The following is an 11,738-nucleotide window of genomic DNA, read 5'->3' as shown; positions in this document are numbered from 1 at the left end:
CGCCGCGCGCAGCACGGTGAGACCCACCGAAGCCCGCGCGTCGACAACTTAAGGCCGCTCGCCTCGCGCCAGGCGCGCATCGATCTCACGCACGACAGGCATCAGATCGGCAACGCTATCGATCACGTAATGCGCCCCGGCGGCCTGCAACTTCTGGATCGCCGCCTTGCGCCGCCATGCAAATTCATCCGGCGCCAACGCTTTGACATCCTCCTCGGCCATGCCAAAAGCATTGCCGCTCACGGCGACACCCACCGCCCACGTGCCGCCGTTGATGCCCTCCTCGATGCCGACCTCGGTGTCGTCGACCTTGATCGCGTCCCTGGCGCGCCACACACCCAGTTCCGGCAACGTCCTGTAGATCATGTACGGCGACGGGCGCCCTTCCGGCGTGTCACCGGTGCACACAATACTATCCGGCGAAAAACCCTGGGCCGCCGCGCCCGGCACGATCTCGGCCATGATTTCGCGCGTATAGCCGGTGGTCGTGCCAATCCTGATGTCGTCGCTGCGCAGCGCGCTCGCCACGTCCGCCACGCCCGGAATCACCGAACTGTAGCTCGCGGCCACCGCGATGTTTTTCGGCACGAAAACGTCGTACACCGCGTCGATGTCCGCTTCGCCCGGCGCGCGGCCATACTTGTCGGCCCATGCTTGCGACACGCGCGGAAGCGCCATCAACGCGGCGATATGCGGGCGCTTGGCCATACCCATCGGGCCGCGTGCTTCGTCGATCGTGATCGACACGCCGAACTGCTCGAACGTCTCGACAAATGCGCCCATCGGCGCCAACGAACCATAGTCGACCACCGTGCCGGCCCAGTCGAAAATCACTGCTTTTACGTGTTTCATTTACTTCGATACTCAGGAGGTTGTAAAGCGCGCGCGGCGCGCCGCGCGTATATATGGCTGTGTACGACTGCTTGTGGGGCCAAGACTTGATCCGTGCATCACCGATGCGCGGCCCACGCGCCACGCGCCCAGGCCGCCCTGTTCACGCCGCTTCGGCCAGCGTCTTGCGTTCTTCGATCGCCATCGCCGGCGGCGCGGCGTGGTCGACGCCCATCGCCTGCAACGACTGCGCACAGGCCTGCACCACGCGGCGCATCACATGCTCATCCACCTGACCGATGCAGCCGATGCGGAAGCTGTCCACTACGGTCAGCTTGCCCGGATAGATGATGAAACCCTGCTCCTTCATCAATTCATAGAAGCGCTCGAACTTGAACGACGGATGCGCCGGCGCGAAAAACGTCACGATGATCGGCGAGCGCCAACGCGCGCTCAGCAACGGCTCGAAACCGAGTTCATGCATGCCCGCGACCAGCACGTCGCGGTTATTCGCATAACGCGCGAGACGCCCGGCCTGGCCGCCTTCGAGCTTATGCAGACGCAATGCCTCGATAAACGCAGCCACCGTATGCGTCGGCGGCGTGAAGCGCCATTGGCCGGTGCGGTTCATCACGTCCCACTGGTCGTACACGTCGAGCGAGAGCGAATGGCTGCGGTCCTTGGCCTCCTGCAACGCGCGCTTGCGGGCGATCACGAAACCGAAGCCGGGCACGCCCTCGATGCATTTGTTCGCCGACGACACGAAGGCCTCGCACGGAATCTGGCGCACATCGAGCGGCACCGCGCCGAATGCGCTCATCGAGTCGATCAGCAGCTTGCGGCCTTTTTTCGCGGTGGCGGCGGCGATTTCTTCGATCGGATTGAGAATGCCGGAGCTGGTCTCACAATGCACCGCGACTACGTGAGTGATGCGCGGATCGACGTCCAGCATGCTTTCGACTTCGGCGCCGCGCGGCGGCAGGTAGTCGCCCTTGTCGAGCACCGTGCAGGCACGGCCGAGATAGCCGAGGGTGGTCGCAATGCGCTTGCCGTAGGCGCCATTGGCCAGCACCAAGGCGTGGCCGTCGCGCGGAATCAGGCTGCCGAGCATCGCTTCGACGCAATAACTGCCGCTGCCCTGGAGCGGCACGCAGTCGTACTCGCCCGCGGTATCGCCGGCAATCTCCAGCAGGCTGCGGCGCAGCTGGGCGGTCATTGCGCGGAAGTCGCCGTCCCACGAGCCCCAGTCGCGCAGCATCGCTTCCTTGGTCGAGAGCGCCGTGGTCAGCGGTCCCGGGGTCAACAGATACGGCTCGCCTCTCGCCGGCGCGGTGCAGGTCACGGTTGACGGCATTGCGGACACTGCCGGGGAACTGTCGATCGCGCTTTCCATGTTCGGAATCTCCGATATCGCTGTTTCGGTGCTTGACACAGTACAGAAACGCTGCCCATCGGTAAAATCGATATAATTGATGAAGGTATCGTAAAAACTTATCTATCGACGAGGCAAACGTGCAATACGCGCAATTGCGGGCGTTTCATGCGGTCGCGGAACATGGCGGGTTTTCCAGGGCGGCGCAGGCGCTGTCGCTTACGCAGCCGGCGGTGTCGGATCACGTGAAGCGGCTCGAGCAGGACTTCGGCGTCAAATTGTTCGAGCGCGGCCCGCGCGGCGTCGAAACCACCGAACTCGGTCTGCGCCTTTTCAGCGTGACGCGGCAGATGCTCAGTTGCGAGCGCGACGCGCGGCAACTGCTCGAATCGGCGGGTGGGCTCGAATCCGGCTCGCTCTCGCTGGTCGCCGACGCGCCCGATCTGGCGGTTGCGTTGATCGGCGCGTTTCGCAAGCTGCATCCGGGGATCGTCGTGACGCTCTCGATCGCCAATGCCGCGGACTGCATGCAGCGTGTGCTGTCGAGCGCGGTCGATGCCGCCATTACCGCCGCCCCGCAGGTGCATAGCCGGCTCGAGTCGCGCGTGCTGCGGCGCGATCCGCTGGTGGCGATGGTGCCGGCAAGCTATCCAGTGGCGAAAAAACGCAAGCTGAGCTACGCGGAACTCGTGCAGCAGCCGATGATTTTTCGCGAGCCGCAATCGGTCACGCAGCAGTTGCTGGAGATCGAACTGGTGCGCGAGTCGTTGCAGGTCGAACCGGTGATGTATGTGGACGGGCGTGAAGCGCTGGAGGAAGCGGTTGCGCAAGGCATGGGGGTGGGCGTGATCGCGCGCGCCGAATTTAACGAATCGCGGCGGATCAGGATGATTCCGCTTCAGGATTGCCAGGTGCAGATGATCGAATCGCTCACGCGGCTCGCCGGGCGGCCGGGGTCGAATCTGTTGGATGCGTTGTTTGCTGTGGAGTTGACGGGCGTAGCCGTGACGGTTCAATCAACGGCTCGATGAACAGCTCTAACAACAGCTCCAACAACAGCTCCAACAACAGCTCCAACAACAGCTCCAACAACAGCTCTAACAACAGCTCTAACAACAGATGGCCGACGTTATGTTCGGCCGGATATACGTTGCGCCGCTGAGCCCGCTTCGGCGGCTAACGGCGAATCGAACGCGCTCGATTCATTCGACGTGCGCATCATCCGGCACGTGTTGATACGGATTGCGCTTGTCCGCTGACCTCGAAAGCGTCCGCGCGGACTCTCTGCCACGTTATCGACGACACGCCCGCTCACCGGGCAGCGCAGCTAGGCCGCAGCGGCACCGCCAGGTTGGCGGATGGCTAGGCCGCAGCGGCACCCCCAGGTTGGCGGATGCCGCGATTGTCGGCCAAGTAGCTGGATTGGTCGCAATAAATGCCGCGCGGGTCGTACAACGCGCACGGCCACGACGTGAAGTGCGCCACCGAATCATGCACGTATTCCGCCAGCAATCCGTCCACCGCGGATGGCACTGCGTTTTGCTCATCCCACGCAGCAAGAATCTGTTCTTCATAGGCGCTTCGTGGACGCGGTGCCGGTGGCGGCCAGTCGCGGCTGCCGGCGCGCGGATCGACGGGGTTGCGCAGAAACGCGACCCGCTGCACGAGGCGGCGCTGCTCGGCAAGCAGTTGCCGCGCCTGTTCTTCAGGACGGGGCGGGACGTCATAGACCCACCTGTTGGGCGAGCAGGCGGGATGATCGCTATCGGTGGCGGGTGGCACGCTCGCGCAGGCTGTCCGACTGACCTTGCCATAGAGCTGCCCGAGTACGCGCGTGTCGGTGGACTGCCGGGTCATCATGCTGCGCCACTGAAAGTTCAGACGGCGATGGGCCTGGATCAGTGATTCCACGTCGCTGCCGCTCGCAGCAGGCAGGGCCGCCATGTAGCCGCGATACAGGCTCACCACCGGATCGTCGTCCGGCAGTGTGTAATCCTCACGAAAGTCTAGCGTCAACTGCTCCGGCAATCGCAGCGGTACGCCAGCACGCAGGGCCTCGGCAAGCATATGGCGCAGCGGGATGCGCGACAGCCGGTTGCTGCGGCCCTGCTCGTCGGGTGCATAGCCGCCGCCCACGTCCGAATGCACGCCGGGGTAGACGACTTCCTCGCAGTTGGCGGGATAGGCGCGGTCTACCCGCACGGAGTCGAGTGGAAATGCCTGTCTTACCTCGTGCGCGGCGACGTAATGCACGCACCGCTCCACTTCGGGCGGGATCGCCAGTTCCGCGCCCCAATCGAGATGCAGTGCGGGTCCGCCGACCGACGCGACCGTATCGAACAGGCCCATGAACCTGATACGCAGCGGCACGCGCTCGCCATCCGGCGCTTTCCACCGCAAGCCACCATCGGTGCGCTCGCACCGGGTTTCAATCAGTTTTCGCACGAAGGCACGCGCCTCAGTAGCTCCACGCGAGAAGCCGAAGATGGCGAGGCTGATGAACTGCATGTATTTCCATGAAGGTGGACTCCACTCGCGTTCGAGGATTTGGGAAAACTCGGCGAGCGCAAACTTGATGCGCATGTCGCCACCGGCGCCCAACCCGAGTCCGAGCATGCCGCCCTGATCATCCTCGAGTGTGTCGGTGTAGCCCATGATCTTACGAATCTTGAACGGTGTGCCAACGCCTGGAATGTAGGTTGGCGAAGCGCCTCGTTTTTGCCGGTCGTCGACAGCGGTGCGATAGAGTTTGGCCACATTCGACAGCCGGTTAAGTGGAGTGTCCCGCTCCAGATTGTTATTGGTGCCGTCGAAGAAGAAGCTGAGCTTGGGATACAGGCGGCATTTGGCGTCTTTGAAAGAGTGCGGGCCGTCTTTGTTATCCGGGCGAAAGAGTTCACCAATGAGCTTGTCTCCGCCCTGACGGGCGGCCAGCTTGAATTCCTGGTCGGCAATTGGTGCGCCGGCTTGGCGAACAGTCATTGGCTCTCCTGTAGTCGTGGGTTACTTGTCGGCGCAGCCCAATCTGGAGGGCGAAAACGCAAGTTCTGCCTTGTCGAGGTCACGCAGAATCACGCAGACGTAGGCGTCGTCCTTCATCGGATCGTGATCGCTGTGCGGGCCGCTTGCCGGGAAACGGGCGACAACCGTGCGCTGTTCGCGGAGCTTCGTAATGGCCTTGGTCTTCGGATCTTCTTTGGCGCCCCACGTCCACGTGACTGTGACGGGTTGGCTCCAATCCTTAAGACCCGGGTAGCAGCAGGCGGCGGCTCCGCCACCTGCATGGTCGGCGACGTCTCCCGCCCAGTACTTGTCGATAAAGATGTTAAGGAAGCTCTGCACAACTAGCTTTGAAGCGTTACCTTTCACATCGAGCGCAACCTCGGCGTTCAGATCTTTGTTGGTGAGCTGATTGCGAGGGGTTTTCCGCGCTCCGGAGCGCTCCAACCAGACATATGGCCTTCATCGGCCCGGTGTTTCAAGCTTTGCGCAAAGCTCTGCGAGCCATCCATAAATTGCCCAAAGCAAACAGCGTGGTGATCTGGGCGATGTTCTTCGGCAAACCACGATAGCGCGTCTTCATGTAACCGAACTGCCGCTTGAGGATGCGAAACGGGTGTTCGACCTTGGCCCGAATACCCGCCTTCAGGCGTTCGATCTGATCGTATATCGCGTCCAACGAATCACTCAGATCCAGTTTCCTGCGCTTTGCCGGTCGCATTGCAACATGCCAACGCACCGCCTCAGGCTCACAACGCTTTTCGATACCCTGATATCCGGCGTCCGCGTACACATCCGTTTCTTCACCATGCAGCAACGTCTGGGCTACGGTAATGTCGTGAACATTGGCCGCCGTTCCAATGACCGTATGGACCAGGCCCGAATCGGCGTCCACGCCGATATGCATTTTCATCCCGAAGTACCAGTTGCCACCTTTCTGCGTTGATTGCATTTCAGGATCGCGCGTGCCGGAGCCATTCTTTGTCGAACCGGGCGCGGCGATCAGGGTGGCGTCGACTGCCGACCCAGCCTTAAGCATCAGGCCTTTCTCCGTCAGGATTTCATTGACCAGCGCCAGCATTTGCACCGCCAGACCGTGCGTTTCCAGCAGATGGCGGAACCGGAGAATCGTGCTTTCATCCGGCAAGCGGACCATCCCGCCGTCGAGACCCGCGAACTCGCGATACAGCGGCACGTCATAGAGTGCCTCTTCCATGGCAGGGTCTGACAGACCGAACCATTGCTGCATGAAATGAATCTGCAGCATCGTCGCAATCGGGAACGGCGGCCGACCGGTTTTGCCCGTGGGATAGTGCGGCTCGATCAGCGCAATCAGCTTCAACCAGGGCACAACGCGTCGCATCTCATCGAGAAATTCCCGCTTGCGCGTGCGCTTCGTTGACAGATCCAGACCAAGACCAAGTTGCGTCATTACACTGCTCCCCACCTAATTGGCTCTGCTTCCAGGATAGCTCAGCAGCAACGCAATGCCAGGACTTTTGCAGACCTTCCTTAACGGCGTAACGGTCCGTATGATTGATCGGCACCATCGCCATCGCCGCGCCCTCTCCGGCAAATGGGTCATCAGGCAGTCCGGATCCCGCGCAAGCCGACAGGGTCAGCAATGCGCCAATGGCCAAACCGCTCACGCATCGAGAAAGTCCAGTTCCCTTGCCATAACGCATGCAGCGATGTCGGGAAATCGTCTTCAGTTGGGTTGTCATTCACCGTCCGGCCAATAAACAAAGGTTTATCGGATGCTGACCGGGCACGGATCAGATATCACCGCGAGCCCCATAAAAGGCATCCAGTATCAGCGTCCATCGTTCAACGTCCGAATATATAGAGGACTTCTATCGCAAAAAAGTGAATTCGCAAGTTGATTCGGTACGTTCGCGTCTGGACGCACGACCAGCACCGCGATCTGCAACGCAACGCGCTGGGCACGACCGGGTGCGAGCGCGTATTTGAGAGTTACTGATCAGCGCAGCCTGAAGCTGTAGGCGAGAACGCAAGTTCTGCCTTGTCGAGGTCACGCAGGATCACGCAGACGTAGGCGTCATCCTTCATCGGATCGTGATCGCTGTGCGGGCCGCTTGCCGGGAAGCGGGCAACCATCGTGCGCTGTTCGCGGCGCTTCGTGATGGCCTTGGTCTTCGGATCCTCTTCGGTGCCCCACGTCCACGTGACTGTGACGGGTTGGCTCCAATCCTTAAGACCCGGGTAGCAGCAGGCGGCGGCTCCGCCACCCGCATGGTCAGCGGCATCTCCCGCCCAGTACTTGTCGATAAAGATGTTAACGGCGTAACGGTCCGTATGATTGATCGGCACCATCGCCATCGCCGTGCCCTCTCCGGCAAATGGGTCATCGGGCAGTCCGGTTCCCGCGCAAGCCGACAGGGTCAGCAATGCACCAACGGCCAAACCGCTCACGCGTCGAGAAAGTGCGCCTCCCTTGCCATAACGCATGCTGCGATGTCGGGAATTCGTCTTCAGTTGGGTTGCCATTCACCGTCCGGCCAATAAACAATGATTTATCGGATGCTGACCAGGCACGGATCAGATATCACCGCGAGCCCCATAAAAGTCATCCAGTATCAGCGTCCATCTTTCGACGTCCGAATATATAGAGAACTTCTATCGCAAAAAAGTGAATTCGCAAGTTGATTCGGTACGCTCGCGTCGGGACGCACGACCAGCACCGCGATCTGCAACGCAACACGCTGGACACGGCCGGGTGCGAGCGCGTATCGATGTGAGAACGCGGCGACGGAATGCAAGTACAACCCGTTTCAAATGCAAGCGCCTACGACTTACCGGTCGTCGTCGCGAATCGACGATGCATGCCGGCACAGCGCGCGCACCTCGACATCCATATACGGAAACAGTGGCAACTGGCTCAGCACGTCGTGCAGATGCGCGGGGCTTTCCACGTCGAACACGCTGATATTCGCGTAGCGGCCGGCGATGCGCCACAGGTGCCGCCACACGCCCTCCTGCTGCAGTTTCTGCGACATCGCTTTCTCATCAGACTTCAAACGCGCGGCGCGCTCGGCGTCCATGTCGGGCGGCAGGTTGACAGTCATCTCAACGTGAAACAGCATGCTTGTGCTCCTTTTCTGATCGGTAATACAAAACCCTGGCTTGCCGGAAAACTTCGCCGCGCAGCCAGGGTCGATAGATTCATGCGGTACGTCTGTGCCTTTCAGGCGTCAGCGCTTTATGCTTCCGCGCGCGGGCGCTCCACTTCCGCGCCCGGCAAACTGTCGCGCTCGGTGAACAGCGTGAAGTCGAAATCGATCAGCGCGAACTTGTCCTCCACGCCATAGGGTTTTCCTTCCGCACCCTCGGCCTGCTTGACGGCCGGCACGAGGCCGTCGCGCGTGGCGAACGCGAAATCGTCCCACAGATACGGATCGCCGTCGATGTTGATCTGCGTGGTCAGCTTGCGGAAGCCCGGCGCCGAAATGAAGAAGTGAATATGCGCCGGACGATGCCCATGACGGCCCAACTGATCGAGCAGCAACTGCGTCTGCCCTTGCGGAGGCACCGAGTAACCCACCGGCACCACGCTGCGAAAGCTGTACTTGCCTTCGGCATCCGTGCGAATCGAGCGGCGCAGATTGAAGGCCGGCTGCGACTTGTCGAAGTACGAATAGTTGCCGAGGTGATTCGCGTGCCACACTTCAACCAGCGCATTGGCCAGCGGCTTGCCGTCTTCGCCGAACACGCGGCCGCGCATCACCAGCGTCTGACCGGAATCGGTGCCGTCATCGAGTCGTGCATGCCCCTCGGACACGGGCGCGCCCGCCACATACAACGGTCCCTCGATGGTACGCGGCGTGCCGCCTTCGATCCCCGCCTTCGCTTCGGCTTCGTCCATACGCAGATCGAGAAAATGCTCGAAGCCGAGGCCCGCGGCCAGCAGACCGAACTCGCCGCTCTTGCCCGCGTCGCCGAGATAATTCAGCGCGGTCCAGAATTCGGCCGGCTGCACGTCGAGGTCTTCGATCGTGTAGAACAGATCGCGAACGATGCGGTTGACGATCTGTTTCGTGCGCGGATTGCCTTCATGGGTGGCGCTGTCGTTGATCTTCTGCAACAGCGCGTCGATGGCTTGCTTGTTCATGGGGTATCTCCTTCGTTTAATGGTCTTGGCAGCTAACTGATGAACCGTCAGTTCGTGGTGACGCTTGCGCCCTTGCGCGTATCGCGCCGCAAGCGATCGATCTTGTCCCAGTCGAGCGCGATGCCGAGACCAGGTCCTGATGGAAGATGCAAAGCAAAATTCTCGTAGCGCAGCGGTTCAGTGAGAATATCTTCGGTCAGCAGCAACGGCCCGAACAGTTCAGTGCCCCACTTCAGTTCGCCGAAGGTGCTGAATAGCTGCGCCGAGGCGATCGTGCCCACCGCGCCTTCGAGCATCGTGCCGCCGTACAGGTCGATGTTGGCCGCGAGTGCGATCGCCGCCACATCCGCGGCGCCAGTCAGACCGCCCGATTGCGCGATCTTGACGGCGAAGACATCGGCCGCGCGCGCGCTGGCGATGGCGAAGGCATCGGCCGGACCGTGCAACGCCTCATCCGCCATGATCGGAACCTGAGCGAGATCGGTCAGACGTTTGAGGCCCGCGCGATTTTCCGCGGCGATCGGTTGCTCGATCAGTGCGATTCCGGCGTCGGCGAAACGCTTGCCGGCCCAGATCGCTTCGGATTCGGTCCATGCCTGGTTCACGTCGACCCGCACTTCACCCCGTCCTTGCAGCGCTTTCTGAATGGCCACGACGTGCGCAACGTCGTCTGCAACAGCACGCGAGCCGATCTTCAGTTTGAACACGCGATGCCGCTTCGCTTCGAAAACACGTTCGGCCTCGTCGATATCGCGGGTCGTGTCGCCACTCGCGAGGGTCCACGCCACGTCCACCGAATCGCGCACGCGGCCGCCGAACAGCTCCGACAAGGGCACGCCGAGACGCTGCGCCTGGGCATCGAACAAAGCGGTTTCAACCGCCGATCTGGCAAAGCGGTTGCCCTGAAACAGCGCGCGCAGCTTCGCCATCGCCGCGCCGGGACGGGTCGCGTCCATGTCCTTGAGCAGCGGCGCAAAGTACGTATCGATGTTGACCTTGATACTCTCCGGGCTTTCCTCGCCGTACGCGAGGCCGCCGATGGTGGTGCCCTCGCCCACGCCGACCACGCCGTCGGCGCAGCGGATGCGCACCAGCACAAGCGTCTGGCAGTTCATCGTCGCAACCGAAAGCCGGTGTGGACGAATCGTCGGCACATCGACGAGAATCGTCTCCACGCTCTCGATCTTCACGGGTGTTGCTATCATTCGTTACCTCCTGACCTGCATTCCTGAGAGCACATAGTAGAAAGAACCCGCGAAGCAGTCCAAGACCGATTCCGACTACTTCCATACCTTAGGGGTATGCATGGAACTTCGCCAACTCCGCTATTTCATCGCGGTCGCCGAAGAGATGAACATCACGCGGGCAGCTAACCGCCTGCATATGACGCAGCCGCCGCTCAGCCGCCAGATCCAGCAGATCGAGGAAAGCGTTGGCCTCGCGCTATTCGAGCGCGGCTCGCGGCCGCTGCGTCTGACCGAAGCCGGCCGGATTTTCTATGCGCAGGCGAAGCGCCTGATCGGCGAAGCCGACGAACTCGCCCCGCTCACGCGACGCCTCGCGCAACTGGCCGAGCGCATCGTGATCGGCTTCGTGCCGTCCACGCTCTATGACGCGCTGCCCACCGTGATCCGCGCGTTTCGTGAAGCTGCGCCGCATATCGAGTTGTCGCTGATCGAAATGTTCACGATCGAGCAGCTCGCCGCCCTCAAAGGCGGCCGTATCGACGTCGGCTTCGGCCGCTTGCGTTTCGACGATGCGCAACTGGCGCGCGAAGTGCTCGTCGAAGAACGGATGATTGCCGCATTGCCGCAAGACCATCCGCTCGCACGCCAGAAGAAACCGCTGACGCTTGCCGCGCTCGCGCAGGAAACGCTGATCGTCTATCCGAGCACGCCGCGGCCGAGCTATGCGGACCAGCAGCTATCGGCAATGCATGACCATGCGCTGGAACCCAAAGCGATTCATGAAGTGAGGGAATTGCAAACCGCGCTGGGGCTGGTCGCGGCGCAAGTCGGCGTGTGTCTCGTGCCGCAAAGCGTGGAGGGCTTGCGCGCGCATGGCGTGGTGTACCGGCCGCTTCCAGGCGTCAATATCGCTTCGCCGATTATCATGAGCCGCCGCCTGCAGGACGAGTCGCCGACTACTACGTTGCTATGCTCGCTAGCGCGGGAGTTGTTCAAACGGGTTTGAAGAGCGGCGTGCGGCGGCCCCCATCTCAACGCTCGTCGAGCCGCCGCACCGCCGCACGATATCGGCCATCAGATTGCGCACCCACACGTTGCCCTCGTCCTGATCGATCCAGCGCGATATGCCGGCCCACTCCCTGGGCGCGAAACGCGTCGTCGAGCGCGTAGTGGCTATGCTCGACCGACGTGATCTGCACGTGCGACGCGTCCAGAAACA

Annotated in this window: 11 protein-coding genes and 1 pseudogene; 2 read left to right on the top strand and 10 right to left on the bottom strand. The window is 61.7% G+C overall.

What is annotated here, in order from left to right:
• Nucleotides 1-48 precede the first annotated feature (48 nt).
• Both phnX and AYM40_RS09630 read right to left on the bottom strand, forming a co-directional pair.
• Nucleotides 49-852: a phosphonoacetaldehyde hydrolase gene (phnX, locus tag AYM40_RS09635; RefSeq protein WP_063496023.1), complete on the bottom strand. Its 804-nt coding sequence runs from the start codon at nt 850-852 to the stop codon at nt 49-51.
• 142 nt (nt 853-994) lie between these two features.
• Nucleotides 995-2,224 (bottom strand): 2-aminoethylphosphonate--pyruvate transaminase, encoded by a 1,230-nt coding sequence (locus AYM40_RS09630; RefSeq protein ID WP_063496022.1) that lies wholly within the window; start codon nt 2,222-2,224, stop codon nt 995-997.
• Between the two features lie 119 nt (nt 2,225-2,343).
• On the opposite strand from AYM40_RS09630, the gene AYM40_RS09625 reads away from it, so the two are divergent.
• Nucleotides 2,344-3,234 carry a LysR substrate-binding domain-containing protein gene (locus AYM40_RS09625; protein WP_063496021.1) on the top strand — a complete coding sequence of 297 codons (891 nt, stop codon included), beginning with the start codon at nt 2,344-2,346 and terminating at the stop codon, nt 3,232-3,234.
• Nucleotides 3,235-3,565: 331 nt separating this feature from the next.
• Here AYM40_RS09625 and AYM40_RS09620 read toward each other — a convergent pair whose 3' ends face one another.
• From AYM40_RS09620 to catB2, 7 genes are all read right to left on the bottom strand, one after another.
• Nucleotides 3,566-5,185, bottom strand: coding sequence for a T6SS phospholipase effector Tle1-like catalytic domain-containing protein (locus AYM40_RS09620; protein ID WP_063496020.1), 1,620 nt, complete (start codon nt 5,183-5,185; stop codon nt 3,566-3,568).
• Nucleotides 5,186-5,206: 21 nt separating this feature from the next.
• Nucleotides 5,207-5,650 carry a hypothetical protein gene (locus AYM40_RS09615; protein ID WP_063496019.1) on the bottom strand — a complete coding sequence of 148 codons (444 nt, stop codon included), beginning with the start codon at nt 5,648-5,650 and terminating at the stop codon, nt 5,207-5,209.
• A 31-nt stretch (nt 5,651-5,681) separates the two neighbouring features.
• Nucleotides 5,682-6,635, bottom strand: a complete 954-nt coding sequence (locus tag AYM40_RS09610) for an IS5 family transposase (RefSeq protein ID WP_063495615.1) — start codon at nt 6,633-6,635, stop codon at nt 5,682-5,684.
• A 542-nt stretch (nt 6,636-7,177) separates the two neighbouring features.
• Nucleotides 7,178-7,711, bottom strand: a complete 534-nt coding sequence (locus tag AYM40_RS09605) for a DUF3304 domain-containing protein (RefSeq protein WP_236720929.1) — start codon at nt 7,709-7,711, stop codon at nt 7,178-7,180.
• Nucleotides 7,712-8,016: 305 nt separating this feature from the next.
• Nucleotides 8,017-8,307: a muconolactone Delta-isomerase gene (catC, locus tag AYM40_RS09600; protein ID WP_063496017.1), complete on the bottom strand. Its 291-nt coding sequence runs from the start codon at nt 8,305-8,307 to the stop codon at nt 8,017-8,019.
• 116 nt (nt 8,308-8,423) lie between these two features.
• A complete protein-coding gene (gene catA / locus AYM40_RS09595; RefSeq protein ID WP_063496016.1) occupies nt 8,424-9,332 on the bottom strand; it encodes a catechol 1,2-dioxygenase in 909 nt (302 codons plus the stop codon).
• A gap of 47 nt (nt 9,333-9,379) precedes the next feature.
• Nucleotides 9,380-10,537 carry a muconate cycloisomerase CatB2 gene (catB2, locus tag AYM40_RS09590; RefSeq protein ID WP_063496015.1) on the bottom strand — a complete coding sequence of 386 codons (1,158 nt, stop codon included), beginning with the start codon at nt 10,535-10,537 and terminating at the stop codon, nt 9,380-9,382.
• Nucleotides 10,538-10,637: 100 nt separating this feature from the next.
• Here catB2 and AYM40_RS09585 point away from each other — a divergent pair, with 100 nt between their 5' ends.
• A complete protein-coding gene (locus tag AYM40_RS09585) occupies nt 10,638-11,525 on the top strand; it encodes a LysR family transcriptional regulator (RefSeq protein WP_063496014.1) in 888 nt (295 codons plus the stop codon).
• A 106-nt stretch (nt 11,526-11,631) separates the two neighbouring features.
• On the opposite strand, the pseudogene AYM40_RS40145 reads toward AYM40_RS09585, so the two are convergent.
• Nucleotides 11,632-11,736 (bottom strand): annotated as a pseudogene (locus AYM40_RS40145) (LysR family transcriptional regulator); the annotation flags it as partial.
• Between the last annotated feature and the right edge of the window lie 2 nt (nt 11,737-11,738).

The sequence above is a fragment of the Paraburkholderia phytofirmans OLGA172 genome, from assembly GCF_001634365.1.
GTDB lineage: Bacteria > Pseudomonadota > Gammaproteobacteria > Burkholderiales > Burkholderiaceae > Paraburkholderia.
This window is presented reverse-complemented; position numbering and strand designations above follow the sequence as displayed.